The organism is Streptomyces yamdrokensis, from assembly GCF_053890455.1.
Genome location: NZ_CM132679.1, coordinates 135,724 through 162,341, shown reverse-complemented (window position 1 = coordinate 162,341; position 26,618 = coordinate 135,724). Strand labels below are relative to the sequence as shown.

The following is a 26,618-nucleotide window of genomic DNA, read 5'->3' as shown; positions in this document are numbered from 1 at the left end:
ATCCGGCGGGCGCCGAGACGTCGCCGTCGGTGCCGCCGGCCGAAGCGCTGGCCCACGTCCGTCGGCCTCCTTGCCCGCCTTGGCGCATCAACCGCCATGTCCCGGCCCCGTCTCGGGTTCGGATCGGCCGTCTCCCCGCCACCCGCCTTGAAGCCGATGGAGTCGACGTTCCCGCCGGCCACTCGTAAGCGACCTCGTACTCCTCGTCAATTGGCCGACTTGTTGTCGGGCCTTCGCTCACGCACGTCGGCGTCGGCCGCGCAGCTCCCATGCTCGAGGTTCGCGTCCTGGCGACCACGCTCGGCGCAGCCCGTCCCCTTTCCGCGTCTCCGAGCGTCGCGGCCTCGGCGGCCGAGTCGTCGTGGGGTGCCGGGCGGCGAAGCGTGGTGGGCCACGAGACGGCAGTGGCCTGACAGCCACACCCAGCACCCCTGGGCGATCCAACCCTGCGAATGGTTCGATCAACCCGATCAGGAAGGCGGAGCGGCCCGACCGGGAACCGGCCGACACCCCCGGCACCTCACTAACCGACCCGCTGCATCGCCTTCCGGTGCCGTTCCGCCATCGCGGCCCCGGACTCGCGGCGGGCCATCCTGCGCAGGACGGACGGCGCGAGGAGCAGCCCGGCGACCGCCCAGGCACCCAACACACCCGCTGTCTCCAGGTGCCGCCAGGAGTCGCCGATCTCGGCGGCGACCGCTTCGGCCGGCAGCAACGCGGCCCGGAGGCCGAGGCCGAGCCAGTACACGGGGAAGATCTGCCCCACGGTCTGCAGCCACTCGGGCAGCTTCGACAGGGGGAAGTAGATCCCGGAGACCACGACGAGTCCCATCACCGGAAGCATCAGCAAACCGATGGTGCGCGGACTGTCGACGAGTGAGCCGATGACGGCGCCCAGCGGCAGGGTCGCCAGGAGACCCAACGGCACCACCCACACCAGCGTCAGCAACGCTCCACCGCCCTGCCGGGCGACCCCGTCCACCAGGAAAACACCAACGACGAAAGGGAGTGCCATGGAGACGAGAGCCGTCCCCGACACCATGACGATCTTGCCGACCAGATGGCCGACCATGCCGTGAGGCACGGCCTTGGCCCGCAGCAGCGTGCCGTCCTCGCGCTCGGTCGCGAGCAACTGCGCCGTGGTCATCATCCCGGTGAACGCAAGCGTCATCCCCACCATGCTCGGCAACATGAACGCGCCGGCCGAGATGCCGGCGCCCTTCAGCGGGTCGTCCCTGACCAGGAACAGCGGCACGATGAGCAGGACCGTCCAGAGTACGTACCCGAACACGTCCTGGCCGGTGGTGAATGTCTGCCGGAGTTCCGTCCAGCCGCGCCGCACCCCTATTCCCGCCGCGTACCATGCCGGGCTCATCGCGTTTCCTCCCCGAAAGCGTGTGCCGCCCGCTCGCCGGGGACACTCCCCGCCTCCAGCTCCCGCACCATCGTCAGATAGGTGTCTTCCAGGCTCGCCCGGCGCACCTCCAGCCCGCCGATCGCCTCGCCGTGCTCCTCGAACAGTCGACGGACGAACCGGGTGGGCTCGGCCGTCGCCTCCTCGAAGGGCCGCCCGTTTCGCGTCCAGCGCACGGTGGCCTCGGCCGATGCCTGCCGGGACAGCTCCTCCGCCGCGCCATCGGCCACGATCCGGCCACCGGCCAGAATGAGGATCCGGTCGGCGAGCCTCTCCGCCTCGGCGAGGTCGTGCGTGGTCAGCAGAACGGTGGTGTTCTCGTCCGCCAGCCCGCGTACCAGGCCGTGGAACTCGTTCCTGGCCTCCGGGTCCAGACCTGCCGTCGGCTCGTCCAGGAACAGCAGCTCGGGTCTGCCCACGATGCCGACGGCCACGTCGAAACGCCTGCGCTGCCCGCCGGACAGGGCTCCGACCCGTTTGTCCGCCTGCTCGGTCAGCCCCACGGCCGCGATGAGCTCGTCGATGTCCCACGGCCGCCGAACGAGGGGGGTGGAGTACGGCGCGTAGTACGAGCCGAGGTGGGCCAGTAGCTCCCGCACCCGCCACTTGCCGTGGTCGCGCCAGGACTGCAACACGATGCCCAGGCGCGCACGCCACCGCTCGTCCCCGCGAGCCGGATCGGTGCCGAGGACGGTCACGTCACCGGCCGAGCGCATCCGGAAGCCTTCCAAGACCTCGATCGTGGTCGTCTTGCCCGCGCCGTTCGGACCGAGCAGCACGACGACCTCGCCTCGCCGTGCGGTGAAGCCGACCCCCTTCAGTACATCCTGGCTGCGGTAGCGCATCCGCAGATCCCGTACGTCGATGACCGTGTCGCTCTTGGGCAGTGGGCTGCTCCCAGCCCCGGACAAGGCGTGGGCGGTCGCCATTCGGTGTCCCCCGTCCGTCTCGTGGTCCGGCCCCTGGGGCCAGGGGCCGAAGGCCGTGCCGACGTCCGTGGTCATGGGACGTGTCTACGGCTTGTGACGGCTGTTGCCGCCTGGCAGCAGCCGTTCGGCCCCTCCCCGGACGAACACATTACCGAACGGTTCAGGTATCTCATGCTGCTCCACCGACCCGGCGAACATTCCCGGTCAGAGTTCTGATCGCAGGGCCTCACGGGTGATGCCCGGGACGCGGGCCTTTGGACGGAGTGCGCGCACCGACGGTGAGCAGCCGTCTCCTGGCCGCCGTGCCACGTCGCATTCCGGCCGGAGTGACAAGCCTCTGACGTGGAACCCGTACCGACGTGGACGTCCGCGACACGGGACGACATATGTCCGCGGCACATGACGACAGAGAGGAAGGGACCGGCGCATGGAACGGGCTGCCTTGTTCGACGTCGACGGAACCCTCGTCGACACCAACCACCTCCACGTGACCACCTGGTGGGAGGCGTTCCGGCAGGCGGGCCACCAGGTACCGATGCACGCGATCCACCGGGCTGTCGGGCTCGGCTCCGACGACCTCGTCGCCCACCTGCTCGGGGACGGCCGGGACAAGGATCTGGACGAGGAGCTGAGCGCCGCCCACAAAACCCTCTACGGGCAGTACTTCGACCGGCTGCCCGCGTTGCGGGACGCCGGCCGGCTGCTGCGTCGCCTCGACCGGGACGGCTGGACGGTGGTGCTCGCCACCTCCGCCGGGGGCGCGGAGCTGTCCGCGCTGCGCCGGGCGATCGACGCGGACGACGCGATCAAGGCCACGGCCAGCGCCGACGACGTGGAGCAGGGCAAACCGGCCGCCGAGCCCGTCGAACACGCCCTGGAGCTGGCGGGGGTGCCCGCCGAGCGCGCGGTGTTCGTCGGTGACACCGTGTGGGACATGGAGGCGGGCAGCAGGGCCGGGGTGCACTGCGTCGGCGTGCTGTGTGGCGGGATCCCGCGTGCCGACCTGGAGGAGGCGGGCGCGCGTGAGATCTACGACGATCCCGCCCAGCTGTTCGCGTCCCTGGCCGACAGCCCGCTGGCGTGAGGAACGATCACCGCGGGACACCCACAGGAACATGACTCGTATGACGGGATGCGGCACGACGGGGGCGCACGCCTGGAACGCCACCCACGACGTGCTCGCCGCGCCCCACTGCCATGGCGCCACCTCCCTGCGCCGGCTGCTGCTGCGGCTGTCTGTACGCCTGTGGTGGCACCCGTAGGGGAGGGCCGCCCCTCGGTGCCGACGGCGCGTACCGAGCCGCGGCAGCCGGTCCGCGCCCAGGGAGCAGCCCGGGCCGCGTGAAGCTGCCCGGAGTCGGGTTACGACAAGAGCTGTGCCATCTGTTGCGCGACCTCACGGCCCGCCCTCGTGTCAGCACAGGTCACCATGCCGTTTCGCCGTGGTCGGCCCGCTGGCATCCCCGTCGCGGCCGTTTTCGCCCATGTTCCCGGCCGGAGTGAAGGAGGAAGGGGCGGGCGGGAGAGGCGGCGCGGGCTGCCGGGGATCGGGAACCCGCCCAGCCGGTTGCGCGTCGGCCGGGACCGCCGCGCCTGTGCTGCGTCAGCGCGGCGGTGACGTCAGGCGGGGGATCCGGTGGGGGGGGGGAGAGGGCAGCAGGAGATGACGGTATCCAGCCCCACGAGCCGAAGAACCCGAAAATCGGTTCCGGCGGGGGCGTCCAGGCGCAGCCGGCCCCGGTGCTCCGGGCAGCCTGGTGGGCGGTGACGAGGGCGTTGGTAGCGCTGGAGTCCATGAAGGCGACGGCACCGAGGCCGAGTACAGCCCGCAGCGACGTGTCATCGGCATCCGGCGTCAGGGCCGCACGGAGCTGGGGGAGGTGGTGTGGTCGATTTCGCCGCGGACGGTGAGGATGCGGACGTCGCTGATGGAGGTGCGGTCGACCGAGGACCGGGTGCCGTCCCTGGGCTCGTACGTCTCTGTCACACTTCCCTCAACAGCGCTCGGTGGTGCTCCGACCAGCGCTTCCGCGGGGAAGGCTGCCCTCGCATGGTACGGATGGTGCACCCGGATGGCCCTGCCACAGGTGTATGAGCGACCTGGGTGGTACCCGCTGGGGTAGACGGCGGCAGTGAACGGGGTAAGGATGACGGGGCAGATGGACGCAGAGGACCAGGGCGAGTGCCGCAACGGCCAGGACGCCGGCGCGATAGAAACGGCCCTCGCTCTGGATGGTGGCGGTTCCTGCCTTGCAGAGGCCCGGCATCTGGCCGTCGGCTTCCTCACCCAGGCCCAGGCCGATCACGAATTGACCGTTCCGGCCCGGGCGATCGATCTGACGCAGCTGGTGGTGAGCGAGTTGGTCACCAACGCCTGCAAATACGCGCCCGGTCCCATCCGGCTGCGGCTGCGCCTCACCGATGCAGCGGTGGAGGTAGCGGTGTGGGACACCCACCCGGTGCTGCCGGCCGCGAGGGCCGCTGACCCGCAGCGAGTCGGACAACACGGCCTGGAGATCGTCAAGGCCGTCGCCCACCTCACCATGCAGCCCGAGCCGGTCGGTAAGCGGATCACCGCCTGCATCACCTTGCAGCCCGATCCGGATCGCACCGCCCTCGGACAAGCTCCGCGGTAACCGCCGAACGGTCCGTTGCTCGAGCACCCTGTGCCGGCCCGCAGGGGTGTGTATGCGGCGAAAGGCTCGTCCGGTGAACCGGGCACATACGGTGAACCGGGCACGTACGGTGCGAAAAGCCACTTGACCACCGGGCAGGCCGCACTCGCAGGGGCGCAGACCCCCAACGGCCCGAAGGTCGCGCTGGACCGTCGAACGCACCATGACCCGCCACGCCGGATGCCGACGCCCGCATCGCCTGCGTTCTCGGCCCAGGCCGCCCTGGCCCTGTACTGCGGTCTGCCCCGACATCACCAGGCGGGTCGAGTGAAGAATCGACTCATCGGAGAGGGTATAAAATCTATACTTGCCGGAGTAGACATTGAGGGATCGTGTGGCTATGGTTTCTCTCGTAGCCGAGATGAGTGAGGCCCGGCAGACATGAACTGTCGGGCAGCAGTACCCGCATGACGGTGCGGTGGTGGAGTTCCGAAGCCAAGGTTGTTGCAGGACGGTGACGGGACTGACGACCGGACCGGGCGGCCCGCGGTGATCAGGGGCCGCCACGAGCAATACCGCAGTCGGGAAGCGGCAGTCTGCCGTTTCGGCAGACTGCCGGGGAGTGGCGCTGCGTGAGGCCACCAGCAGTTCGCAGAATCGCAAGTGATTGATGCAGAGGGAAGAACGGAGGAGTCGGCGACATCAGGATCGCCCGGGCGGACAACATGAACCCGGGTACCGCAGGACATCGATAGGTAGGTGGTCTCCGGTCACGCATCCGCGATCCCCGCATCCCCGTCGGTACATTCGGCGGCTGTGCGGAACAGAAGGCCGGCGCAGCACTGGGGCCGGCAGATGATGTTGCAGTCCCTTCGGGCCCTGGTGCCGTACGGCACCAGGGCCCCTCAACGCATTCCAGAGAGGTGAAATGACAGCAGACGCATCACTGAGCCGTCTCGATGACGACGACTACCCCGCCTACACCATGGGCCGGGCCGCCGAAATGATCGGCGCGTCTCCCGGCTTCCTCCGCGCCATCGGCGAAGCGCGACTGATCACACCGCTCAGGTCCGAGGGCGGACACCGCCGCTACTCCCGCTACCAGCTGCGCATCGCCGCTCGCGCCCGCGCACTTGTCGACCGGGGGACCCCCGTCGAAGCGGCGTGCCGGATCATCATTCTCGAAGACCAGCTCGAAGAAGCCCAGCGCCTGAACACCGCACACCGCAAGACCGCGTCGGCAGCCCAGGTCGACCCCGCCGCCTGACGCAGTCGGCAGCCCCGGGGTACGCAGCGGTACAGTTGCCGGACTCCGTCACTTCGAGCGGCCTGCACGCATCCGCTGTGGTCGGCGTAGTGCAATTGGGCTGCCGGCATCCGGCCCGGCACCGGCCTCTGAGCAGCTAGCGAGGGCTGGCGGTTCGGGAGCGGAGGCCGTGTCCAGTGCACCCGACTCCAGTCATCTGTGCAGCCGACTTCGAAGTCTGGCCCCGGAGCTGAAAGAGCTCCGGAACTCCCGCGTTTTGCCCCGGTCAAAGGGAACCAGCCAACCGGCCCCCGCGACTTCTTGCGGTGGGGCCGGAGGCACGGGCTCTGAGCCTGACCTCCTATTCGGTGCGCAGGGCCGTGGCAGTTCGGGCCCTGGCGGCCCAGCCGGCAGGCAGGAGCGCGCCCAGGGTGGCGATGAGCAGGCCGCCGAGCGCGAGCGGGAGCAGTTCGGCCCCGTGATGGACGGCGATGACGGACCCGGGAAGGCGGAGCCCCACGCTGTCGCCCATCGCGGGGATGACCCAGCCGTGCGGGGCTACGCCGAGCGGCACGCCCAGAGCGCCCGCGACCAGTCCGGTCACGACGACCGGGGTGAGGACCATCGCGGCGGTCTGCCGGGGGGGCATGCCGAGCGCCTTGTGGACACCGATCTCCCGGACGCGCTCGTGGGTGTCGAGCAGCACGCCGTTCAGCACGCCGAGCGCGGCGACGGCGACGAGTATCAGCGTGAGGATCGCGGACAGCGCGTTGAGCGTGACGACCATGTCGCTGCCGGCGTCGAGCCCGCCGGCCCGAGCGGTGACCCCCAGCGGTACCAGGTCACTGTTCAGCGCGTCGACGTGGCCGGTCACGTCGGTGCCTGACGTGACCGCGATGTGATGGCTCGTCTCCGTCGGGTCGGGATGTGCGGCCGTGAGGGTCGAGGTGTCGGTGAAGACCTGCATGCCGTCCTTCCGGGGGTCGAGGACCTCGCCGACGATCCGGACCGTGACCGGCTCGGCCAGGCCGTTCAGCGTGACGGTGTCGCCGATGCGGGTGCCGGTGGAGGCCAGGAAGGGGGTCGGGACCACGGCCTCGCGGGCCGGTCGATCCAGCGGCCCGAGACCATTGTGTAGCCGCCCCAGGAAGCGTCGCCGGTGAAGGCGATCACGTCGATGGTGCCGGTCAGGCCGGAGTGCCGCGCCCGTCCGGTCCCGGCGGCCTGGCCCTCATGGTGACCCTCGCGGTCATCGCCTCGGGTGCTCTGGCGCTGCGCCGCCGCTATCCGCTCGCCGTGCTGTGCGTCGTGACGGCCGCGACACTGGCGACACCGCAGAGCGTCCTGCGGCTGACCTTCTACGCGTTCGTCATCGCCGTCTACAGCGCCGCCGTGTACAGCCCGTACCGGGTGGCGACCCTGGCGGCGCTGCCGGTGTCGGTCGTCCTGGTCGGCACCTCGGGGAACTCGGTGACACCGATCGTCCCCAACGAGTACATCGCCCTGCTGATCCTGGCCCCGATGGCCGTGGCCGCCGTCGGCCTGCGTACCTGGAAACTCCGAACCGACGAGGGCCGCACCCGGCTCTCCGCCCTGGAACGCGAGCAGGCCGAGGCGCTGCGCCGGGCCGTCGAGCACGAGCGGGCCAGGATCGCCCGCGAACTGCACGACGTCGTCACGCACAACGTCAGCGTGATGATCATCCAGGCGGGCGCCGCCCGCAAGATCATGAGAACCTCCCCCGAGCAGGCCGGCGAGGCGCTGCTCGCCGTCGAGGCGGGCGGGCGGGCTGCCATGACCGAGCTGCGTCACGTCATGGGACTGCTCACCATGGCCGACGAGGGCGGGGGGACGGACGGAGGCGCGGACCTGGCCGAGACGGCGGCGGAGCTGGCCCCGCAACCCGGCCTGAACCAGCTGAAAACGCTGGTCGGACGGGTCCGGGACACCGGACTGCCAGTCGACCTGACCGTGACCGGCCCGCCCCGCCCCCTCCCGCCCGGCCTCGAACTCGCCGCCTACCGCGTGGTCCAGGAAGCCCTGACCAACACCGTGAAGCACGCGTGTGGCGCCAGCGCCGCCGTGACCGTCGAATACGGCCCGGAACGGCTCCGGGTGGAAGTCACCGACAGTGGTGGACACCCGGGCGAGGCCGCCGGAAGCGGCCGGGGCCTGATCGGCCTGCGCGAGCGACTCGCCGTCTACGACGGAACCCTGAACACCGGCCGGCACCTGAGCGGCGGCTACCGTGTGGAGGCCCTGATCCCCTTGGAGACACCGTGACCGAGCCGCTGCGTGTGCTCCTCGCCGACGACCAGACCCTGGTCCGCACCGGATTCCGGTTGATCCTCGGCGCCGACGGCATCGATGTCGTCGCCGAGGCGACCAACGGAACCGAAGCGGTCGAAGCGGTCCGCCGCACATGTCCCGACGTGGTCCTGATGGACGTCCGGATGCCCGAGATGGACGGCCTGGAGGCCACCCGCCGTATCCTCACCGGTGCCCCCGACGAACCCCGCGCCATCATCCTGACCACCTTCGACCTCGACCGATACGTCTACGCGGCACTGTCCGCCGGGGCCAGCGGGTTCCTCCTCAAGGACGTCACCCCCGAGCATCTGACCGCGGCCGTCCGCACGGTCCGTACCGGCGACGCTCTCCTCGCGCCCGCCGTCACCCGCCGCCTCGTGCAGCGGTTCACCCAGCGCGGCGGCGACACCGCCGCCCTCCACCGCGATCTCGCCTCGCTCACCCCGCGCGAACTGGAGGTCCTCGGCCTGCTGGCCCGAGGACTGAGCAACGCCGAACTCGCCACCCGCCTCCACCTGGCCGAGGCGACCGTCAAGACGCACGTCGCCCGCATCCTCGCCAAGCTCGGCCTCCGCGACCGTGTCCAGGCCGTCATCGTCGCCTACGAGACAGGGCTGGTCAGTGTCGGCGCACACGAGGCGGCCCAGCAGTCCACCGAGCAGACGTAGACCGAAGCCGAGACCTGGGATCAGCAGCCGAAGCCTGCACCCGTCCCGGTGGTTCACGCCTCCGAACCGTCAAACAACGGTCACCCGATGTCGCGTTCGCCGCGGTGCGGGGATCAGGCACTGCCGGCAGCGTGATGTCCAGCCTTCCGGGTCGGGAATTCTGTTCAGACAGCCGGTGGGGCGTTCGAGGATCTCGTCCGCGGTTTTCGTCCAGACGTAGGGTTTGGGGTCGGTGTTCCATGCGGCGATCCGGGTGCGGATGTCCTTCTCCGGGGTCTGGACGGATTCGTGGACGTCTCGCCGTATCTGCTTGTTCGTCAGCTCGGCGAACCACCGCTCGACCAGGTTGAGCCAGGACGGGCCGGTGGGCGTGAAGTGCAGGCGGAAGGGAGCCGGTCACCTTGCCCGTGGCCACCTCCAGTGCGGCGAACGGCGTCGTGGTGCCGGCCCGCACGTAGTCGTGGGTCATGCGCTGCGGGACGCCGGGCATCCATCGGCAGCACCGGCTGGGAGCGGTCCAGGGCCTGGATCTGCGACTTCTCGTCCGCACAGAACACCGGCGCCCGCTCGGGCGGACCCAGGCAGAGGCCGGCGACGTCGTGCGCCTCGTCCACGAAGCACGGGTCGGTGGACAGCTCGAACGTCTCGGTGCGGTTGCGGGCCGAAGGTGCGGGCCGGGAGCGGGCGCAGCCGGATGACGGTGTGCACGAGGACGGCCGCGCGCCAGGCGTTGCCGACGGCGACACCGGCCTGCGGGTGCTGCGGTGCGGCGAGATGCCCCGCAGCACCGCACTCCCCGAGGACCGGCGCTTTCCGTGCGCGAGCCGACGAAGTCGGCCGCGTGCGCCCCGTGCAGTCCCCGGGCAGGAAGAGTGATGCAAGCCACAGCGGCGCGCTGTCCGATCGGTCAGTTCTGACCGATCGGACAATTATGGTTGGGGCATGGCACGTTCCGCCTCCGCCATGCGCGGTCAGATCCTGAAGTCGGCACTGCGACTGTTCGCCGTGCACGGCTTCCGCGGCACCTCGTTGCAGGACATCGCCTCCGACGCGGGCTGCTCGAAGGCGTCGCTCCTCTACCACTTCGCCGGCAAGGAAAAGATTCTCACCGAGCTGCTGACTCCGGCCCAGGACGCCCTCGCCACGCTGCTCGACCGCGTGGCCGGGCTGGAGGGCGGCCGGCTGGTGGAGGAGACCGTCGTCGGATACGTCGAACTGACGCTGCGGTTCCGCCGCGAGATCCGGCTCCTCTTCGAGGACATCGCCGAGATGTCCTGCCACCAGGACCTCAACGTCATGGAGCTGGCGGACGGGCTGCTGGACGCGCTGGCCGGCCGCTCGCAGCAGGCACCGGCCCGGGTGGCGGCGTGGATGGTGCTGGGCGCCGTCTTCATCACCAGTGCCACCGATGACGAGGTGGCGCCGGACGAGGTGCTGCGCGCCGAGATGATCCGCAGCGCGCTGCGGACGCTTGACCACACTCCCAGTTGACCCCCTAACGGAAAGACTCCTCCTCCATGGCGACCTTGCTGTACCGGCTCGGGCGGTTCTCCTTCCGCAGAAGAGGCCGAATAGCCGCGGTCTGGCTGCTCCTGCTGACCCTGCTGGGTGTCGGAGCCGCCACCCTGATGGGCCCGACCAGCGACAAGTTCTCCATGCCGGGCACCGAGTCCCAGCGGGCGCTGGACGACCTCGACCGGCAGTTCCCGCAGGCCGGCGGAGCCACCGGCACCATCATCGTCGCCGCGCCCGAGGGCGAGAAGCTGGACCCCGCCGCGGTGGCACCCCTGGTGAAGGAAGCCTCCGAGACCGACGGCGTCACCGCCGCCATGGACCCGTTCCAGGCCGGCTCCGTCTCCCAGGACGGCCGCTACGCCCTCATCCAGGTGCAGTTCGACAAGGCCGTCGACGAGGTCACCGACGAGCAGAAGTCGGCCTACGAGGCCGTCGGCGCCGACGCCGGGGGCCTGCGGGTCGAGCACGGTGGCGAGGTCATGGGCGGTGAGGTGGAGATCGGCTCCACCGAGGCGCTCGGTGTCCTGGTCGCCGCGGTGGTCCTGGTCGTCACCTTCGGCTCGCTGGTCGCCGCCGGCATGACCCTGCTGAACGCGCTGATCGGCGTCGCGGTCGGCATGGCCGGCCTCTTCTCCCTGACCGGTGTCATCGAACTGACCTCCACCGCCCCCATCCTGGCGCTGATGCTGGGCCTGGCCGTCGGCATCGACTACTCGCTCTTCATCACCTCCCGCTACCGCCAGTACCTCGCCGAGGGCCTCCAGTCCGAGGAGGCCGCCGGCCGTGCGACCGGCACCGCCGGCTCCGCCGTCGTCTTCGCCGGTGCCACCGTGGTCATCGCCCTGGCCGGCCTCTCCGTCGTCGGCATCCCCTTCCTGAGCGTGATGGGCCTGGCCGCGGCGGGCACCGTCGCCGTCGCCGTGCTGGTCGCCCTCACCCTGCTGCCGGCCTTCCTCTCCTTCGCCGGCAAGAAGATCCTGCCGCGCAAGCAGCGCCACGCGGGCGGGCACACCGCCGAGGACGGCACCGTCGCCGAGGGCTTCGGCTTCACCTGGGGCCGGCTCGTCACCAAGCTGCGCATCCCGCTCCTGGTCGTCGGCATCCTCGGGCTGGGCGCGCTCACCCTCCCGGCCCAGGACATGCGCATGGCCCTGCCGGACGCGGGCACCGCCGCCGAAGGCTCCCCCGCGCGCGAGGCGTACGACCTGACGTCCGAGGGCTTCGGCGAGGGCTTCAACGGCCGTCTCATCGCCGTCGTCAACGGTGAGGACGCGCAGTCCACCGGGGCGGCCGCAGAGAAGGCCACCGCCCTCATCAAGGACACCGACGGCGTCCTGACCGTGGCCCCGCCGCAGCTGAACGAGCAGGGCACCACCGCCCTGCTGACCGTCATTCCCGAGGCCGGCCCGACCGCCGCCGCCACCGAGGACGCCGTCCACGACATCCGCGACCGGGTCGCGGACATCGAGGGCGCCGACATCGCCCTCACCGGCGCGACCGCTCTGGGCATCGACGTCTCGGAGAAGCTCGCCGACGCCCTGCCGGTGTATCTGCTCCTGGTGGTGGGCCTGTCCATCCTGCTGCTCATGCTGGTCTTCCGGTCGGTCCTGGTACCGCTGAAGGCAGCCCTGGGCTTCCTGCTCACCGTGGGCGCGACCTTCGGCATCACCGTCGCCATCTTCCAGGAGGGCCACCTCGCCGGCCTGGTGGGCGTCGACACCCCCGGCCCGCTGGTGAGCTTCCTGCCGATCCTGCTCATCGGCATCCTGTTCGGCCTCGCCATGGACTACGAGGTCTTCCTCGTCTCCCGCATGCGCGAGGACTTCGTCCACGGCGCCGACCCGCAGGCGGCCATGGTCAGCGGAATGGGCCACAACACCCGCGTCGTCACGGCCGCCGCGCTCATCATGACGTCCGTGTTCGGAGGCTTCGTCCTGATGGACGATCCGATCATCAAGTCCATCGGGTTCGCCCTCGCCGTCGGCGTGGTCATCGACGCCTTCGTCGTCCGCATGGCTCTGGTCCCGGCGGTGATGTCGCTGCTCGGCCGTGCCGCCTGGTGGCTGCCCAAGCCCGTCGACAAGGTCCTGCCCGACCTCGACATCGAGGGCGAGAAGCTGAACCGGCAGCTGGCCGCGGAGACGCGCGAAGAGACCCCCGTCCCGGTCTGACCCGCGCGCCGGCCGGGCCGGACCGCACCCCGGAGGACGGGACCCGCACAGTGGTCCCGTCCTCCTCCGTTCCCCCGCTTCCCTCACCCTTTCTGACCGCCTCGGGGGACGGGCCCGGCCTCGTACGCCGCCGTGCAAGCACACCCGAAGCGGCGGACCGCCGGGCGCGTCATCACACCACCGCACCGCAGGTTCGGGAAGAACGCCCGGACCGGTACGAGGAGAGGTGCGAACGACAGCGCACCCTGCACTCCCCGCGACGCATCGGGTCGAGCACGGTGTCGCCCGTGCGAGGAGACGGGCCGACGCCTGATCGTGCGCAACGGATACCACCAGCCGCAGAAGGTCACCACCGCCGCCGGGACGATCGAGGTCAAAGCCACGTGTGTGCACGTGTGTGAACGACAAGCGCGTCGACGAGACCACCGGAGAGCGCGAGCGGTTCGCCTCGGCAATTCTGCCGCCGTGGTGCCGCAAGTCCCCGAAGATCAGTGAGGTGCCGCCGCTGCTCTACCTCCACGGCCTGTCCTCCGGCTCGCTCTTCCCTGCGGCGGTGAGGCTGTCCGTACGCGTGCTGACGAAGGCGCTCAGCACGGTCGGGCCGATGGCGCCCCCGATCTGCCGAGTGGTGTTGAACAGTCCTGAGGCGATGCCGGACTCGGCCGGCGTAACGGCAGACATGCCGAGTCCCATGACGGCTGGCGCGGCGAGGCCGAAGCCCAGCCCCATGACAAGACCGGCTGGGAGGAAGTCCACCAGGTAGACGCCATTGACGCGGGCGAACGACAGCATGACGAACGCCCCAACGATGAGGGTGAGCCCCAGGAGGAGCATCGCGCGCTGGCCGAACCTGGTGATGAGCCGGGTCGAAAGACCGAGGGACACCACCGCGATCACCGCGACAATGGGCACGAACCCGATACCTGCCTGCAGCGAGCCGTACCTCAGCACCCGCTGTAGGTAGAGCGTGCCGAAGAACAACAGGCCGAACGTGCCAGCGATCAGCAGGAACCGGACGATGTCGGCCGCGGTCAGGCTCCGCGAGCGGAAGAACCTCAGCGGCAGCAGCGGCTTGGCGGCCGTGGCCTGGCGGACGACGAACCCGGCCAGCAGCAAGAGAGACAGAGAACCGAGCAGCAGGCTCTGGATCGCTCCCCAGCCGACCCGCTCAGCGTCCACGACCGTGTACACGAAAAGCATCATGCCGGTCGTGACCAGCAAGGCTCCCAGGAAGTCGGCGCCCTTGCCCATCCCCTCGCCGCGGTCCCCGGGGAGAGCTCGCGCGCCGACCAGAACGAGGGCGGCACCGGTCGGTGCGTTGATGAAGAAGATCCAGTGCCAGCTGAGCAGATCGGTGAGGATGCCGCCGAGAACAGGATGAGGCGGGCCACGTCCTCGTCCGAAGTGCCCTGTCAGGTCCCGGCACTTCCGTTTCACCAGCCGCGTGATCATGCTGTGCGGAGCTGGGCCCACCGGCCTGGTCGCCTTCCTGACCAGTGGCGGCGTGCGGGTCCTGATGGTCGGACGGGCTGCCGTGGTGGTGACCGTGTGGGCGTACTACGGCCATCGCGTGGAAAGGCGCGCCTCCGCGCAGCGATGACGCGGGCCCGGGCCCACTCATGAGTGGGCCCGGGGGCGTCAGCCGGACCCGGGGTGCTTGCCGGGCCCGTCGGCGCCGGGGGACAACGGGGTGGGTGACAGGGTGGTGTCCTCCTCGCCGGGCTCCAAAAGGGTGTCGGCGGCGCCGACGACGAGGGGGTCGGGTGTGCCGACCGCCTCGCCGTCCTTGCTGGCGTATTCGATGCGCGACAGCAGACTGCGCATGGTCTCCAGCCGGGCACGCCGCTTGTCGTTGCTCTTGACGACGGTCCAGGGGGCGTGGGCGGTGTCCGTGGCGCGGAACATGTCGACCTTCGCCTCGGTGTAGTCGTCCCAGAGGTCCAGTGACGCCAGGTCGGTGGGCGAGAGCTTCCACTGGCGTACCGGGTCGACCTGCCGGATCGCGAAGCGCGTGCGCTGCTCGGAGCGGGACACGGAGAACCAGAACTTCACCAGCAGGACGCCGTCGTCGACCAGCATCCGCTCGAAGGCCGGGCACTGGTCGAGGAACAGCTTGTACTCGTCCTTGGAGCAATATCCCATCACGCGCTCCACCCCGGCCCGGTTGTACCAGGAGCGGTCGAAGAAGACGATCTCACCGGCCGTCGGCAGATGCGCGATGTGCCGCTGGAAGTACCACTGGCCCGCCTCGCGTTCGGTGGGCTTGTCCAGGGCGACCACGCGTGCGCCACGCGGGTTGAGCCGCTCGGTGAGCCGCTGGATCGTGCCGCCCTTGCCTGCCGCGTCACGCCCCTCGCACACGACGACCAGGCGTGCGCCGGTGTCCTTGACCCACCGCTGGAGCTTGAGCAGCTCGATCTGCAGGATGCGCTTGGTCCGCTCGTACTCCTTGCGGCCCACCTTGCGGTCGTACGGATGGTTCTCCCGCCATGTCCGGATGGGACGCCCGTCTGCGTCCAGCACGATCGGTTGCTCTCGCCGACTGGCATCCACAGTCAGCCCGTCCAGCAGCTTGTCCGCATCCTCGGCGTTCATCACCAGGCTCCCCGCTCGGTTCGTACAGTCGGTCAGAAGGGCATACGGCCGCGGGAGCGGCGACCTGCCGAACCGCTGCGGCTCATCGCACGCGAACTGGTGTGGGAGGGCTTGCTGAAGAGCCGGCCCAGGACGCCGGGCGCTTTGCCACCGGCCCGCGCCCCGGCCCCGGGCGTACGGTGCGTGCCGCGTTCGGGATGATGGGAGAGACGGGGGACGAGGAGGGCCAGGACCACACACCCGGCGATGACGGCGGCGACTACCATGATCGGACTCCCTTTGCTGGCGGACGGACATACAGGTGCCCCGTCCCGCCTCACCCATGTGAGCAGTGAAGGCTCGACCCGGGACTGGTCCGGTCAGCGGCCCTCGCCCTCACCTGCCGCGGCACGCGTATGCATCCGGCGCGGCGTCGTCAGGATGCTCCGCAACTTTCCCCGGGCAGGTCTCAGCAGGGCGGTCGACGGCCAGAACCGCTGCTTCTCCGCACGCCGGTTGATCGAGGGGCGTCCCGGCGACTCGACCCTGGCACCCCCGAGATGATCTCGGACTACGAGAATCTCGCCAGAGCCGCGTTCACGCGTATACCGGCACACGACCTGAGCGCGGCCCGCACCCACGGGATCATCGACACCTCGGCCGCGGCCGATCTGCGCTGTTGGGCGGCCCCGGGCAGGCCTGATCATCCCGGAAATCACTCCTCAGGCGACTCCCGAACGGTTTGGAGCCCGCAGCCTGCTCCGTTCGAGCGATTCGCCGGGAGCGGGTGCCGTTGCGAGCGGTGAGCCCTGGGTCGCCGCGTGATGATCGAGCGATGCGCATGCTTGTGGGACGAGAAAGCCGTGGCCGGCTCACGAAGGTGATCGGTAATGGGCCAGTCAGGCCGGTGGGGGACAGTTGTGGCCGAGCGTGAGCCGGTGCCTGACAAGGCCAGGGTGGACCGGTCGGAGGGGTTCGGAGAGCGGTTGCTGGGGGTGCTGCTGGACCGGTCGCACGAGATGCCGCCGCAGTTGATCGCTCCGCTGATCGCGGAAGAAGTGGCCCGGCTCGGTGGACGCGAGGTCTCGATCCTCCTGCAGGACTATGCGCAGGAGTTCCTGGTGCCGCTGCCGGGGAGGGGACTGCTGGTCGGTGGGATCGAAGTGATCGGTGACTCCGCGGCGGGCTCGGCTTTCCTGCGGATGACCCCGGTCGAGGTCCCGCAGACCGACGGCGTTCGGATGTACTTGCCGTTGCTGGACGGCAGCGACGAGGTGGGGGTGATGGCTGTCACCCTGGAGACCGTCGACGACGACGACCGGCGCCTGCTGCGCAGGCTCGCCGGCCTGGTCGCCGACATGCTGGTCACCAAGCACGCCTACACGGACCGGTTCTTCCAGGCCCGGCGCCGCGAGCCGATGAGCGTGGCCGCGGAGATGCAGTGGACTTTGCTGCCGCCGCTGTCGATGTCCGTGCCGCAGGTCGAGGTGGCCGGCATCCTGGAGCCCGCCTACAGCATCGCCGGCGACAGTTTCGACTACGCGCTCAACGACGACGTCCTGCATGCGGCCGTGATTGACGCGATGGGCCATGGTCTGGACGCGGCCACGATGGCGACCGTCACGGTCGGCGCCTACCGGCACGCCAGACGCGCCGGCATCAGCCTCGCCGAGAAGTACGCGTTCATGGACCAGGCCATCGCCGAACAGTTCGGGCCCGACCACTTCGTCACCGCACAGATGATGGACTTGGACATCGTGACCGGCCGCCTGCAATGGGTCAACGCGGGCCATCCCGCGCCCCTGCTGATCCGCACCCACGAGGTCGCCCGCCGGCTGGAAGGCCCCACCACCCTGCCCGTCGGCTTCGGCGGTCCACCGCCCCAGATCAGCGAGTACACACTCCAGCGGGGCGACCGAGTGCTGTGCTACACCGACGGCCTGATCGAGGAGCGCGGCGAGGACGGACAACTGTTCGGAGAGCAACGACTCATCGCCTGCGTCAACCGCGTCGAGCACGCCGAGGAAGGACTACGGACAACAGCGCTCCGGCTCTCCCACACCCTCAAACAGGAACGCGGGGCAACCAGCGATGACGCGACCCTCTTCCTCATCGAGTGGCGCGGTCGCGCGGCCGACCACCTGGCTGTCCTGGAATGAGCCACGCTCACGAACCGGCTCACACATGCCGCACCGGACACCAACCTCGCATCGGACGATGTACGTGATCCTTGTTCGGGACGTCAGCCGCGCCGGCGTGCCGGGCGGCGTCCGGCTCACCTGGGAGGACGAGACCGGCTGGGCCTACGCCAAACCCGGTTCAGGCATCCACGGCCACCTTCCGGCCGCAACGTCCACGGGCGGGGAGAGCGCCACCGAGCCGTTGGCCGAGCAGACGATGGGTCTCTGCTGGTATGGGTGATGCGGCTGGTCGGCGACTTCGCCGACGATGTCCCGGCGGTAGGGACGGAGAGCGGCAGACTCCAGGACGGGCCCGCACGAACACGGCCTCACCCGCCGGTGAGGCGGCCCTGCACGCCTACCCGGAGCCGCTGATCAGCGCCGGCGCGCCGCTTCCCGCCACGCTGCAACGCGGCACGTTCCGCCTCGCCCGGCAGTATGTCCTCGGCACCACGGGCACTTTGCGCCGCCGGCTCTCACGGTTCGCCGAGAAGGGGGATCCGACTCACGACGACGCACCGCGCAGGGCCGAGCGCTTCAAGGACTGCGCTGTCAGAGCGGCAGGTTCAGGTTCTTCTCATACCCCGGGAGGTCGTACTCGCCGGTGACGATGCCATCCCCGTAGCGGGAGTTGACGACCTCCCAGCGCGCCTGCCCTACGCTCTGCCGTTCGCCGAACAGCTTGTGGAACGTGTCGCTGTTCAGATCCAAGTTCCTGCTCCTGCTGTCGACAGCCATGACGTATTCGAACTTCGAAGGGTCAGAGGTGCTGGTCACCTTCAGGACCGTCCCGCAGTCCTGTGCCGTCAATCCTTCGACGGCCGTGATCCGTGAGAGATCCATGGCAGACCCCGGGACGTTGCAGGACACCGGATGATCGTCCAGCAGATGACTCACCTCGTTGTAGTCGTGAGAGCCAACCGGCCCCGAGCCCTGGAGCACGGCACCCGCCCGCTCGGCATGTACGGCGCCCGGCAGCGCGGTGGCAAGCAGGGCTGCTGCTGCCGCCGCTGGCCCGACCGGACCACGGCCCGCGCTGAGATCTTCACCTTCATCGAGACCTTCTACAACCGCAAGCGGCTGCGGAGGCATCCAGTCTGGGGCTACCTCGCCCCGCTGGAGATCCGGCAGCGACACGAGCAAGAACACGCCCTCGCGGCGTAAGCATCGAGTGTCCAGCATCACGGGGGAACTTCACTGTCCTTGTCCCGCCCGAGGCGGACAGCCCCGGCCCAACAGGGCCGGGGCTGTCATCGGGAGGCCGGGTCAGCTGGGCTGGTCTCCGGTGTAGCGGTAGATGCCGCCGGCGGAATTGACGCACCATACGGTGCCGTCGGCGGCGGCGCCGATGTCGACGGCGGCACCCGGGATGCCGACCCAGGGGTTCGCGTCATGGTTGGTGTACCGGTAGATCTGGTCGGAGGAGTTGACCCCCCAGACCGCGGTCCGGGACCCGGCGGTGATCCGCGTCAGGCCCCCGGAGACGCTCACCCAGGCCGTCGAGCCCTGATCACCGGTGTAGCGGAAGATCCCGCCCGAGGAGTTGACGCACCATACGGTGCCGTCCGCGGCCACGCCGATGTCGACCGCCTTGCCGGGGATGCCGACCCACGGGTTGGCGTCGTGGCCGGTGTACCGGTAGATCTGGCCCGACGAGTTCACGCCCCACACATGGGTCCGGGACCCCACCGAGATCCGGGTCAGGCCACCGGATACATTGACCCAGCTGGTCGAGCTCTGGTCTCCGGTGTAGCGGTAGATGCCGCCGGCGGAGTTGACGTGCCACACGGTGCCGTCGGCGCCGACGCCGATGTCGGCCGCGCTGCCCGGAATGCCGATCCAGGGGTTGGCGTCGTGGCCGGTGTACCGGTAGATCTGGCCCGACGAGTTCACGCCCCACACATGGGTCCGCGATCCCACCGAGATCGTTGTGAGACCGCCTGAGATGTTCTTCCAGTCAGCCATGCCAGGCCCCTTGTCGTTCGGCTGTGATGCTCTCGTACAAGCCGAGCGTCAGGGAGACAAAGGCAGCGGCACAGACCGATTGACCGCTGAAATGGTCAGAAAACGACGTTTCAATTTCCCCTCTCCAGAGGGTGCGCGGCAACCGACGATTCGTACCGGTCGGGGAAGTCCGAAAACGCCGTAGCCCACAAGAAGCTCCTTTACGGAGCCCAGTTGACGTTCAGCACCCGGCGGCAGGCCTAGGCGAGGCCCGCAGGTCCGCTGTCCAGTGGTGAGCGTATCCCCCCGGAACACGGGTGTGCGTGCGCGCCCGTGCACACGAGCAGACCGACCGTCGCCCGGGACGCCGCTACGGCGGCTCCTCCATTGACGACGGTGGCCGCATATCCAGCACATGAGACATCAGCGGGGTGAGACACCCGGCAGGTCGCACAACTCCGTCCAGGCCCGTGGCATCGGGCAGCTGCGCGAGGCGAGGGCAGCTGCCCGAATCTCGGGGAAGGCCGTTGTCCCATATCGAGTGATCTGTTGTTGCCGTGGGGCAAGCTGATCGGATGACGTCGATGAACGGGCCGGATCCGTAGGCCCGTCACTGCGGTGTCCGGCACCCTCGGGGCTTCCGCCGGTGGGGCCGGTACGGCGCGCAGCCCGGGCGTCAACCGGTCAGGTGGGCCACCACCGAGCGCATCGCGTGGTGCAGGGCCGGGCGGATCTCCTCGGGCGCATCGAGGGTCTCGAAGCCGTGGTGGCCGTTCGGGACGTCGACCAGTTCCAGGTGCGCTCCGCAGTCCTTGGCCGCGGTCACGAACGCCTGCACGGTGGCGGCGATCTCGGGTGTCTCTCGCCCCGCACGGAGGAGGACGACGGGCAGTGCCCCCGCGTGGGCGACCGCCCGGGCCGGGTGGAACCGGCTGCCGGTCTGCCCCCAGTTGGGCAGCGGCGCCAGGATCGGATAGGAGGCGGCCAGGCAGCGCAGCCAGGCCGGGGGCTCCGTCAGCCAGTCCGCGGTGAGCAGGGGCTGATCCGCTCCCTGCCACCACCTGTCTCCACCCTCGCCGAGGCACTGGAGACCGCCCTGGCCGGTTTCCCCGGCGCCGTCGTCCTCGTCAGCACGGCCGGTTGCTCCGGCGGCGCTGGAGAGGGACCCACCTGACTCTGCACGCCGCCCGAGCGCCCGCGAACAACGGCTGAGCGTTCCCGTCCGCCCCCACCCCCGTTCCAGAGAGGAACCGACCCACCATGCCGGCCGTTCCCGCCGGCCCCACCGTCCTGCACCCGATGCCCGAACACCGGCGGGTGGTGCTGCTCAAGCCACTGGTGAAGTCCCCTCCGATCGACGTCGGTGAGTACTCCTACTACGACGACCCGGACGACCCCACCGCGTTCGAGACGCGCAACGCCCTCTACCACTACGGCCCCGAGCGGCTCGTCATCGGCAAGTTCTGCGCACTGGGCACCGGAAAACGGTTCATCATGAACGGCGCCAACCACCGGATGGACGGCCCCTCGACCTTCCCCTTCCCCACCATGGGCGGCTCCTGGGCCGAGCACTTCGATCTGATCACCGACCTGCCCGGCCGGGGCGACACCGTCGTGGGCAACGACGTCTGGTTCGGCCACGGCACGACGGTCATGCCCGGCGTTCGAATCGGCCACGGCGCGATCACCGCCTCCTGCGCCGTGGTCACAGGTGACGTACCCGACTACGGCATCGTCGGTGGCAACCCGGCCCGGCTCCTCCGTACCCGCTACGACGCGGAGCACGTCGCCCGGTTCCTCGCTGTCGCCCGGTGGAACTGGCCCGCTGGACACGTCACTGAACACGTACGGACGATCATGTCGGGCTCGGTCGCCGGACTGGAGGCAGCCGCCCCGCGCGCGGCATCCGTGACACCCGGTGGACGCACCCCGGGCCCGCCCATGACCACCCGCCCCTGAAACGGGTGATCACCCACGTCCCGTCGCCGCGCCCACATCGCGCTGGCCGGCATCCCCACCGTCAGCCACGTCCTGTTCGGTGTAGAAGCTCGCAGTGCAGATCCATCCGCGGGTCCGGCCGCAGCAGACGCACACCCCGCCATTCGCGGTGACTGCGCCGGTCGTGACGGGGTCGGGGTGGTAACGGAAGAAGGGCAGTGGGCTGCTCCTGCTGCATCTCCTCGAGGTGGAGGGCGGCCGGGCGGGGCAGGCACCGGTGCATTTCCTGGGCGTCGTCGAAGTCGAAGTCCTCGCCCATGTCATGGGACGGGCCGTCGGTTTCGCCGTGCCGGGCGCGGTAGTGGCCGAACGGGAACCGACGGTGGCGGCGCGCCGGAACCGTCACCGGGCTCGTTCGACTGCGTTCAGTCTGCGTCGCAGATGCTCCCGCTCGGGCTCCGTGCCGGCCAGGGCGAGCGCCTGCCGATAGGCCTCGGACGCCTCCGGGAGGCGTCCGAGGCGCTGGAGCAGATCCCCGCGTGCGGCCTGATAGGGATGGTGGCCGCGCAGCCGTTCCTCGTCCGCCAAGGCGTCGAGCAGTGCCAGCCCCGCTTCCGGACCGTCCCGCATCGCCACGGCCGCCGACCGGTTCAGCGCGACGACCGGGGACGGGGTGAGCGTGAGCAGGACGCCGTAGAGCGCGACGATTTGCGGCCAGTCGGTGGACGCGAAGTCGGTCGCCTCGTCGTGCAGGGCGGCGATCGCGGCCTGCACGCCGTACGGGCCCGGCGGGCCGTCGGTCAGTGCCGGGGGGACCAGGCTCAGTCCCTCTTCGATCATCGGCCGGTCCCAGCGTCCGCGGTCCTGCTCCTTCAGGAGCATGAGCTCGCCGCCGGGGCCGGTCCGGGCGGCGCGGCGGGCGTGGACCAGCAGCATCAGGGCGAGCAGCCCGGTGACCTCCCGCTCGGCGGGCAGCAGCCTGCGCAGGACCCGCGTCAGGCGAATGGCCTCCTCCGCCAGGCCGAGCCGCTGCAGCTGCGGGCCGGAGCTGGCCGCGTACCCTTCGGTGAAGATCGAGTAGAGGACCTGGAGGACGCCCGGCAGACGGCCCGGCAACTCGTCGGCGTCCGGGACGCGGAACGGGATCCGGGCCTCACGGATCTTCTTCTTCGCCCGCACGATCCGCTGGGCCACCGTCGCGGGCGGCACGAGATAGGCGCGGGCGACCTCGGGCGTCGTCAGGCCGGCCAGGCAGCGCAGAGTGAGTGCCCCGCGCGCCTCGGGCAGCAGGGCCGGGTGGGCGCAGGTGAAGAACAGTTGCAGCCGCTCGTCGGGCAGGTCGCCGTCGGGGCCGGTGTCCGAGGGCAGTGCGAGGTCGGCCCGGTCCGCCTCCACCTGGAGGACGGCGAGCCGGGCGGCGTACACCTGGTCGCGGCGCAGCCGGTCGACGGCCTTGCGGCGGGCCGTCGTCAGCAGCCACGCGCCGGGCCTGGCCGGCACGCCCTGTACCGGCCAGTGCACCAGCGCCGCCTCGATCGACTCCGAGGCGGCCTCCTCCGCCAGGTCCAGATCCCCGAAGCGGCGCACGAGGGAGGCGAGCAGCCGGCCGTGTTCCTCACGGAACACCGACTCCACGGCCCGGTCCGCACCGGCAGCGCGCTCCACCATCGGTCTCAGGCCCCGAAGTCGGCGACCGGCCGCACGACGACCGAGCCGCTGCCCCGCGCGCCCGGGCAGCGGGCGGCCCAGTCCAGGGCGACGTCCAGGTTCGGCACGTCGATGACGTAGAAGCCGCCGAGGACCTCGCGGGTCTCCGCGAACGGCCCGTCGGTGACGGTCCGCTCGCCGTCCGGACCGACGCGCACTTTCGTGGCGGTGACCAGGTCCGCCAGTGACTCGCCGGAGACGAGGATGCCCGCGTCCTGGACAGCCTTGTCGTAGGCCATCCAGTCCTCCACGGTGCACTCGGCGGCGCCGCCGTTCTCGTCGATCGAGCCGCTGTTGATCAGCATCATGTACTTCATGGTCCGACTCCCTCGGGTCCTGTCGTCGTCCTCGCGCGGCGAGTGGCCGCACACCATGACGACGAACGTGACACCGCCGTATCGACACCGCCCCCAAATTTTTTTCTCCGGGTGACTTCACGGCCGCGTCCGGACAGTAAACCGGGTACCGGAGCCGGCCACGTCGGCCGTGGCCACACCCGGCCATGGCGCCGGGCGCAGTGCCCTGCTTCCTCTGTCGACGCGGCGTTGGACCGCTCGCACATCCACTGCCGCACGCCGGTGAGCCTGTCCCGGCCGAGCCGGACCGACCTCACCTGCCGTTCCCGGTCCTCGTCGTCACCGAATGGCAGGGGTGCGTCGGGGCAGGGGGTTTTCATGACCTCACTGGCTTTGACGGCCGGCCCTCACCGGATGGTGACGCTCTGGAGATTTTTCGTAGGGCTGGCGGTAGTGGTCGGTGTGTGGTTGTGGGCGCATCGGCGCCACTGACCCGCCCTGCTGCATCCAGCGCATGCCGATGGTGGAGAACTGTTCGATCCGCTCTGGGGGCCGGTGCTGTTCATGGGGCGCCGGCCAGATGGCGGACTGAAGAACGGCGCCGGGTCGCCGTTGTCGAGTGCGCGCCCCTCGCCCGGGTATGCGGGCCTGATGGGGAGGACGCGGTGGGCAGCGAAACTGAGCGGGTTTGCGTTGGCCTGGTGGAGGGTGATGACACTCCTCGCGCGGTGACTGTTCCACGACTCACGGGATGAGGCTGCGAGCCTGGCGTTTACGTCGGCGTGCGTTTTGGCGGGAGTGCAAGTAGGGGAGCGGTGGCGGCGCGGACCGGGCCGGCAGCGCCCTGACAGACACTGAACCGCCCGGACGGATGTAGGGCCCTCTGCGAGTGGGCTCGATGGCCGCCGATCGGCACACGGCGCGGTCCGCCGCAGGCCCCGCCATCCGTCATCCGGCGGCTGCTGCCCCGTGCGGAACGACGAGCGTGCGGGCGCGCCGCCCAGCCGGGCCCCCGGTGCGTACCGCGGGCGCGGGCCCCGTACGGCGCGTCACGCGGTCCCGCGCCTGCCGCGGCCGCCCTCACGTCCCCCTGTCCTGGGACATCAGGACAACGCCAACGGAGCGGACGAAACGGTCCGGCCTCATCCCGTCTTTGCCAGATCTATCGTTTCTCGATAGATTTCCATCGTAAATCGAGTGGAGGAGGGGTTATGGGAAAGCTGACCGTGCTAGCCCTGCGTGCCGTACTGGTGATGCTGCTCGCCGGCTCTGCGTTCGTTCAGGCGGTCATGGTGCCGCTGCTGGCCATGGACTTCGACGACGCCGACGCGGCCCTCGCGTCCGTGCGCACACCGGTGATCGTCATCGTCGTGCTCGGTGTCGTGGCGGCCCAGGTTGTGCTCGTCTGCGTGTGGCGTCTGGTGACGATGGTGCGACGGGGAACCGTGTTCTCTTTCGGCGCCTTCCGGTACGTACATGTCGTGATCGGCGCGTTCGTCGCGGCCGCGTTCCTCGTGTTCGCGCTCGCGGTCGTCCTGGCACCGGGCGAGGCCGTCGCGCCGGGCATCGTCCTGCTGCTGTGCGGGGTCGTCGTGGCAATCCTGGGGGTCGCGCTGGTCGTGCTCGTACTGCGGATGCTGCTCGCCCAGGCCGTCGCGCGCGACATCGAGGCGGCGCGGATGCGGGCCGAGCTGGCTGAGGTGATCTGATGCCGATCGTCGTCGACATCGACGTGATGCTGGCGAAGCGCAAGCTGTCCGTGGGTGAACTGGCGGAGCGCGTCGGGATCACCCCGGCCAACCTGGCGGTGCTCAAGAACGGCCGCGCCAAGGCGGTGCGCTTCACGACGCTTGCCGCGCTCTGCGACGTACTGGAATGCCAGCCGGGTGACCTGCTGCGTTGGGAAGCCGGGGGCGCGGACGAGGGCGGATGACACGGGCCGGCGCAACTCCCCTTGCCTTCGTCCCGCTGGCCGCCGTGATCGATGTGGGGCGTCAACTCCGACGGCGGAATCTACCGCTGCACCGGAGACCAGCCCGGCTGACCCGGCCTCCTCCACACGGCGGCGGGGCCTCGGCGTCAACAATGCTGCCGAGGCCCCGTCACTCTGCCGCGCCCGGCAGGTTCACGATCGGCCCGGTACCGCGCGCCGGTGCGACGGCCCGGGCTGGTGCACATCACCGCTCTGATCGGCGCGGTCCGAGGGCGTGCTCCTCAGCGGTAGGCGCGGGTGACCTCCAGGCGTTGGCTTACCAATGGCCCTTTGGTAGTTCGATGCCTCGCCTCGCGAATCGTTCCTGTGGTGAATGTTCGCGTCCATGCGGGTGAGCGACGACTGTTGGGCACCCGAGGAGACGAGATGGCTGGTAGAACGCGGGAGTGACCAAGAACCTGCTGCACGGTTTCGGCGCGCCCTCCCTCACCCTCGTTCCGTTCCTGGCGTCCGCACCCGCCCGGGCCGCTCCGGTTCCTCAGGGGCTGCGGGCCGCTGAGGTGACCACGCTCGCCGATGCCGTCGGCCTGGTCCGGGCCGACGACGAGGACCGCACCGGCTACACCCGCTCGTCCTTCCGGCGCTGGAACTCCGGCGACCTTGCCGACGTCCGCAACCCCCCAAACGAGGTCCTGCTCGCCGAAGCGACCACCGCCCGACCGTGGGAGCAGGCCGCAAGCTGACCGGCGGCACGTGGTTGTCCTACTACGACAACCATGAGGTCACCGGCCCCGGCGCCCTGGACATCGACCACATGGTCCCCCTGGCCGAAGCCTGGGGCTCCGGCGCCTCGGCCCGGACGGCCACGCGCCGCGAGGCGTACGTGAACGGCCAGGGCGCGGCTACCTCGCTGGTCGCGGTGACCGCCCGTACGAACCGGCGGAAAGCGGATCAAGATCCGGCCCGGTGGCCGCAGCCGGCCCCGGACGCGCACTGCCGGTACGTGGGGGAGTGGGTGGCGACCAAGCTCCGGCGGCAGTTCGGCGCCGACACCACGGAACCGGACGCGCTGAAGGTGTTCGCCGAAGGGCCCTGCGAGGACACCGTCGTCCAGTACACCCCGGCCGCGTAGCGGCGCCCGGTCGATGGGAGGCAGTGCTGTGACACCGCGTTCCACA

The 26,618-nt window shown here is 70.1% G+C and carries 26 protein-coding genes and 5 pseudogenes; 17 read left to right on the top strand and 14 right to left on the bottom strand.

Annotated features, from left to right (window positions below; translation table 11 throughout):
* Window positions 1-523: 523 nt before the first annotated feature.
* Window positions 524-1,375 carry an ABC transporter permease gene (locus tag ACWZEH_RS00765; RefSeq protein WP_456195009.1) on the bottom strand — a complete coding sequence of 284 codons (852 nt, stop codon included), beginning with the start codon at window positions 1,373-1,375 and terminating at the stop codon, window positions 524-526.
* The gene (locus tag ACWZEH_RS00760) at window positions 1,372-2,343 is read right to left on the bottom strand and encodes an ABC transporter ATP-binding protein (protein ID WP_456199987.1); all 972 of its coding nucleotides are present in this window, start codon (window positions 2,341-2,343) and stop codon (window positions 1,372-1,374) included. The genes ACWZEH_RS00765 and ACWZEH_RS00760 overlap by 4 nt, the downstream gene beginning before the upstream one ends.
* A 427-nt stretch (window positions 2,344-2,770) precedes the next feature.
* Between ACWZEH_RS00760 and ACWZEH_RS00755 the strand changes: the two genes are divergently transcribed.
* Together ACWZEH_RS00755 and ACWZEH_RS00750 are read left to right on the top strand one after the other, a co-directional pair.
* Window positions 2,771-3,427, top strand: coding sequence for an HAD family hydrolase (locus ACWZEH_RS00755; protein ID WP_456195008.1), 657 nt, complete (start codon window positions 2,771-2,773; stop codon window positions 3,425-3,427).
* A 31-nt stretch (window positions 3,428-3,458) separates the two neighbouring features.
* Window positions 3,459-3,605: a hypothetical protein gene (locus ACWZEH_RS00750; RefSeq protein WP_456195007.1), complete on the top strand. Its 147-nt coding sequence runs from the start codon at window positions 3,459-3,461 to the stop codon at window positions 3,603-3,605.
* A 593-nt stretch (window positions 3,606-4,198) separates the two neighbouring features.
* On the opposite strand, the gene ACWZEH_RS00745 is transcribed toward ACWZEH_RS00750, so the two are convergent.
* A complete protein-coding gene (locus ACWZEH_RS00745; RefSeq protein WP_456195006.1) occupies window positions 4,199-4,330 on the bottom strand; it encodes a hypothetical protein in 132 nt (43 codons plus the stop codon).
* A gap of 172 nt (window positions 4,331-4,502) precedes the next feature.
* Between ACWZEH_RS00745 and ACWZEH_RS00740 the strand changes: the two genes are divergently transcribed.
* On the top strand, window positions 4,503-4,979 hold the full coding sequence (locus tag ACWZEH_RS00740; protein WP_456195005.1) for an ATP-binding protein: 477 nt from the start codon (window positions 4,503-4,505) through the stop codon (window positions 4,977-4,979).
* 907 nt (window positions 4,980-5,886) lie between these two features.
* On the top strand, window positions 5,887-6,225 hold the full coding sequence (locus ACWZEH_RS00735; RefSeq protein WP_456195004.1) for a MerR family transcriptional regulator: 339 nt from the start codon (window positions 5,887-5,889) through the stop codon (window positions 6,223-6,225).
* Between the two features lie 340 nt (window positions 6,226-6,565).
* Here ACWZEH_RS00735 and ACWZEH_RS00730 read toward each other — a convergent pair whose 3' ends face one another.
* Window positions 6,566-7,297: an ABC transporter permease gene (locus ACWZEH_RS00730; protein ID WP_456195003.1), complete on the bottom strand. Its 732-nt coding sequence runs from the start codon at window positions 7,295-7,297 to the stop codon at window positions 6,566-6,568.
* Between the two features lie 140 nt (window positions 7,298-7,437).
* Between ACWZEH_RS00730 and ACWZEH_RS00725 the strand changes: the two genes are divergently transcribed.
* A complete protein-coding gene (locus tag ACWZEH_RS00725; protein WP_456199985.1) occupies window positions 7,438-8,487 on the top strand; it encodes a sensor histidine kinase in 1,050 nt (349 codons plus the stop codon).
* Window positions 8,484-9,182: a response regulator gene (locus ACWZEH_RS00720; RefSeq protein WP_456195002.1), complete on the top strand. Its 699-nt coding sequence runs from the start codon at window positions 8,484-8,486 to the stop codon at window positions 9,180-9,182. The genes ACWZEH_RS00725 and ACWZEH_RS00720 overlap by 4 nt, the downstream gene beginning before the upstream one ends.
* Before the next feature lie 69 nt (window positions 9,183-9,251).
* Here ACWZEH_RS00720 and ACWZEH_RS00715 read toward each other — a convergent pair.
* Window positions 9,252-9,838: pseudogene (locus ACWZEH_RS00715) on the bottom strand (transposase); the annotation flags it as partial.
* Window positions 9,839-10,124: 286 nt separating this feature from the next.
* Here ACWZEH_RS00715 and ACWZEH_RS00710 point away from each other — a divergent pair.
* From ACWZEH_RS00710 to ACWZEH_RS00700, 3 genes and pseudogenes are all read left to right on the top strand, one after another.
* The gene (locus tag ACWZEH_RS00710) at window positions 10,125-10,673 is read left to right on the top strand and encodes a TetR/AcrR family transcriptional regulator (protein ID WP_456195001.1); all 549 of its coding nucleotides are present in this window, start codon (window positions 10,125-10,127) and stop codon (window positions 10,671-10,673) included.
* Window positions 10,674-10,699: 26 nt separating this feature from the next.
* Complete coding sequence (locus ACWZEH_RS00705; RefSeq protein ID WP_456195000.1) at window positions 10,700-12,868, top strand: MMPL family transporter; 2,169 nt, start codon at window positions 10,700-10,702, stop codon at window positions 12,866-12,868.
* A gap of 291 nt (window positions 12,869-13,159) precedes the next feature.
* Window positions 13,160-13,418, top strand: a pseudogene (locus ACWZEH_RS00700) (IS256 family transposase); the annotation flags it as partial.
* On the opposite strand, the gene ACWZEH_RS00695 reads toward ACWZEH_RS00700, so the two are convergent.
* Window positions 13,379-14,320, bottom strand: a complete 942-nt coding sequence (locus tag ACWZEH_RS00695; protein ID WP_456194999.1) for an MFS transporter — start codon at window positions 14,318-14,320, stop codon at window positions 13,379-13,381. The pseudogene ACWZEH_RS00700 and the gene ACWZEH_RS00695 overlap by 40 nt on opposite strands.
* Between ACWZEH_RS00695 and ACWZEH_RS00690 the strand changes: the two genes are divergently transcribed.
* Window positions 14,319-14,468, top strand: coding sequence for a hypothetical protein (locus tag ACWZEH_RS00690; RefSeq protein ID WP_456194998.1), 150 nt, complete (start codon window positions 14,319-14,321; stop codon window positions 14,466-14,468). The genes ACWZEH_RS00695 and ACWZEH_RS00690 overlap by 2 nt on opposite strands.
* Before the next feature lie 38 nt (window positions 14,469-14,506).
* On the opposite strand, the gene ppk2 is transcribed toward ACWZEH_RS00690, so the two are convergent.
* Together ppk2 and ACWZEH_RS00680 are read right to left on the bottom strand one after the other, a co-directional pair.
* Window positions 14,507-15,463, bottom strand: coding sequence for a polyphosphate kinase 2 (ppk2, locus tag ACWZEH_RS00685; RefSeq protein WP_456194997.1), 957 nt, complete (start codon window positions 15,461-15,463; stop codon window positions 14,507-14,509).
* A 32-nt stretch (window positions 15,464-15,495) separates the two neighbouring features.
* Window positions 15,496-15,729 carry a DUF6411 family protein gene (locus ACWZEH_RS00680; RefSeq protein ID WP_456194996.1) on the bottom strand — a complete coding sequence of 78 codons (234 nt, stop codon included), beginning with the start codon at window positions 15,727-15,729 and terminating at the stop codon, window positions 15,496-15,498.
* A gap of 603 nt (window positions 15,730-16,332) precedes the next feature.
* Between ACWZEH_RS00680 and ACWZEH_RS00675 the strand changes: the two genes are divergently transcribed.
* Both ACWZEH_RS00675 and ACWZEH_RS00670 read left to right on the top strand, forming a co-directional pair.
* Window positions 16,333-17,601: a PP2C family protein-serine/threonine phosphatase gene (locus tag ACWZEH_RS00675; RefSeq protein ID WP_456194995.1), complete on the top strand. Its 1,269-nt coding sequence runs from the start codon at window positions 16,333-16,335 to the stop codon at window positions 17,599-17,601.
* Between the two features lie 64 nt (window positions 17,602-17,665).
* On the top strand, window positions 17,666-17,863 hold the full coding sequence (locus tag ACWZEH_RS00670; protein WP_456194994.1) for a hypothetical protein: 198 nt from the start codon (window positions 17,666-17,668) through the stop codon (window positions 17,861-17,863).
* A 311-nt stretch (window positions 17,864-18,174) separates the two neighbouring features.
* Here ACWZEH_RS00670 and ACWZEH_RS00665 read toward each other — a convergent pair whose 3' ends face one another.
* Window positions 18,175-18,492 carry a hypothetical protein gene (locus tag ACWZEH_RS00665; protein WP_456194993.1) on the bottom strand — a complete coding sequence of 106 codons (318 nt, stop codon included), beginning with the start codon at window positions 18,490-18,492 and terminating at the stop codon, window positions 18,175-18,177.
* Between the two features lie 39 nt (window positions 18,493-18,531).
* Between ACWZEH_RS00665 and ACWZEH_RS00660 the strand changes: the two genes are divergently transcribed.
* The gene (locus ACWZEH_RS00660; protein ID WP_456194992.1) at window positions 18,532-18,786 is read left to right on the top strand and encodes a hypothetical protein; all 255 of its coding nucleotides are present in this window, start codon (window positions 18,532-18,534) and stop codon (window positions 18,784-18,786) included.
* 102 nt (window positions 18,787-18,888) lie between these two features.
* Here ACWZEH_RS00660 and ACWZEH_RS00655 read toward each other — a convergent pair.
* Together ACWZEH_RS00655 and ACWZEH_RS00650 are read right to left on the bottom strand one after the other, a co-directional pair.
* Window positions 18,889-19,608, bottom strand: a pseudogene (locus tag ACWZEH_RS00655) (tectonin domain-containing protein); the annotation flags it as partial.
* A gap of 634 nt (window positions 19,609-20,242) precedes the next feature.
* A pseudogene (locus tag ACWZEH_RS00650) lies at window positions 20,243-20,626 on the bottom strand (alpha/beta hydrolase); the annotation flags it as partial.
* Window positions 20,627-20,826: 200 nt separating this feature from the next.
* On the opposite strand from ACWZEH_RS00650, the gene ACWZEH_RS00645 reads away from it, so the two are divergent.
* Window positions 20,827-21,525, top strand: a complete 699-nt coding sequence (locus ACWZEH_RS00645; protein WP_456194991.1) for a CatB-related O-acetyltransferase — start codon at window positions 20,827-20,829, stop codon at window positions 21,523-21,525.
* Window positions 21,526-21,534: 9 nt separating this feature from the next.
* On the opposite strand, the gene ACWZEH_RS00640 is transcribed toward ACWZEH_RS00645, so the two are convergent.
* The 3 genes from ACWZEH_RS00640 to ACWZEH_RS00630 form a co-directional block, all read right to left on the bottom strand.
* Window positions 21,535-21,828: a CbrC family protein gene (locus ACWZEH_RS00640; protein ID WP_456194990.1), complete on the bottom strand. Its 294-nt coding sequence runs from the start codon at window positions 21,826-21,828 to the stop codon at window positions 21,535-21,537.
* A 78-nt stretch (window positions 21,829-21,906) separates the two neighbouring features.
* Window positions 21,907-23,172, bottom strand: coding sequence for an RNA polymerase sigma factor (locus ACWZEH_RS00635; RefSeq protein ID WP_456194989.1), 1,266 nt, complete (start codon window positions 23,170-23,172; stop codon window positions 21,907-21,909).
* Between the two features lie 5 nt (window positions 23,173-23,177).
* A complete protein-coding gene (locus ACWZEH_RS00630; protein WP_456194988.1) occupies window positions 23,178-23,528 on the bottom strand; it encodes a YciI family protein in 351 nt (116 codons plus the stop codon).
* Window positions 23,529-24,718: 1,190 nt separating this feature from the next.
* Between ACWZEH_RS00630 and ACWZEH_RS00625 the strand changes: the two genes are divergently transcribed.
* The 3 genes and pseudogenes from ACWZEH_RS00625 (at window position 24,719) to ACWZEH_RS00615 (ending at window position 26,572) form a co-directional block, all read left to right on the top strand.
* A complete protein-coding gene (locus tag ACWZEH_RS00625; protein WP_384021834.1) occupies window positions 24,719-25,216 on the top strand; it encodes a DUF2975 domain-containing protein in 498 nt (165 codons plus the stop codon).
* On the top strand, window positions 25,216-25,440 hold the full coding sequence (locus tag ACWZEH_RS00620; protein ID WP_456194987.1) for a helix-turn-helix domain-containing protein: 225 nt from the start codon (window positions 25,216-25,218) through the stop codon (window positions 25,438-25,440). Before ACWZEH_RS00625 ends, ACWZEH_RS00620 begins: the two co-directional genes overlap by 1 nt.
* Before the next feature lie 446 nt (window positions 25,441-25,886).
* A pseudogene (locus ACWZEH_RS00615) lies at window positions 25,887-26,572 on the top strand (HNH endonuclease).
* Window positions 26,573-26,618 lie beyond the last annotated feature (46 nt).

Coding starts and splice junctions, on each gene's coding strand:
- ACWZEH_RS00765 (WP_456195009.1), bottom strand. CDS start 1,375: ATGAGCCCGGCATGGTACGCGGCGGGAATAGGGGTGCGGCGCGGCTGG.
- ACWZEH_RS00760 (WP_456199987.1), bottom strand. CDS start 2,343: ATGGCGACCGCCCACGCCTTGTCCGGGGCTGGGAGCAGCCCACTGCCC.
- ACWZEH_RS00755 (WP_456195008.1), top strand. CDS start 2,771: ATGGAACGGGCTGCCTTGTTCGACGTCGACGGAACCCTCGTCGACACC.
- ACWZEH_RS00750 (WP_456195007.1), top strand. CDS start 3,459: ATGACTCGTATGACGGGATGCGGCACGACGGGGGCGCACGCCTGGAAC.
- ACWZEH_RS00740 (WP_456195005.1), top strand. CDS start 4,503: ATGGACGCAGAGGACCAGGGCGAGTGCCGCAACGGCCAGGACGCCGGC.
- ACWZEH_RS00735 (WP_456195004.1), top strand. CDS start 5,887: ATGACAGCAGACGCATCACTGAGCCGTCTCGATGACGACGACTACCCC.
- ACWZEH_RS00725 (WP_456199985.1), top strand. CDS start 7,438: ATGGTGACCCTCGCGGTCATCGCCTCGGGTGCTCTGGCGCTGCGCCGC.
- ACWZEH_RS00710 (WP_456195001.1), top strand. CDS start 10,125: ATGGCACGTTCCGCCTCCGCCATGCGCGGTCAGATCCTGAAGTCGGCA.
- ACWZEH_RS00705 (WP_456195000.1), top strand. CDS start 10,700: ATGGCGACCTTGCTGTACCGGCTCGGGCGGTTCTCCTTCCGCAGAAGA.
- ACWZEH_RS00690 (WP_456194998.1), top strand. CDS start 14,319: ATGCTGTGCGGAGCTGGGCCCACCGGCCTGGTCGCCTTCCTGACCAGT.
- ACWZEH_RS00695 (WP_456194999.1), bottom strand. CDS start 14,320: ATGATCACGCGGCTGGTGAAACGGAAGTGCCGGGACCTGACAGGGCAC.
- ppk2 (WP_456194997.1), bottom strand. CDS start 15,463: ATGAACGCCGAGGATGCGGACAAGCTGCTGGACGGGCTGACTGTGGAT.
- ACWZEH_RS00680 (WP_456194996.1), bottom strand. CDS start 15,729: ATGGTAGTCGCCGCCGTCATCGCCGGGTGTGTGGTCCTGGCCCTCCTC.
- ACWZEH_RS00675 (WP_456194995.1), top strand. CDS start 16,333: ATGGGCCAGTCAGGCCGGTGGGGGACAGTTGTGGCCGAGCGTGAGCCG.
- ACWZEH_RS00645 (WP_456194991.1), top strand. CDS start 20,827: ATGCCGGCCGTTCCCGCCGGCCCCACCGTCCTGCACCCGATGCCCGAA.
- ACWZEH_RS00640 (WP_456194990.1), bottom strand. CDS start 21,828: ATGACATGGGCGAGGACTTCGACTTCGACGACGCCCAGGAAATGCACC.
- ACWZEH_RS00635 (WP_456194989.1), bottom strand. CDS start 23,172: ATGGTGGAGCGCGCTGCCGGTGCGGACCGGGCCGTGGAGTCGGTGTTC.
- ACWZEH_RS00630 (WP_456194988.1), bottom strand. CDS start 23,528: ATGAAGTACATGATGCTGATCAACAGCGGCTCGATCGACGAGAACGGC.
- ACWZEH_RS00625 (WP_384021834.1), top strand. CDS start 24,719: ATGGGAAAGCTGACCGTGCTAGCCCTGCGTGCCGTACTGGTGATGCTG.
- ACWZEH_RS00620 (WP_456194987.1), top strand. CDS start 25,216: ATGCCGATCGTCGTCGACATCGACGTGATGCTGGCGAAGCGCAAGCTG.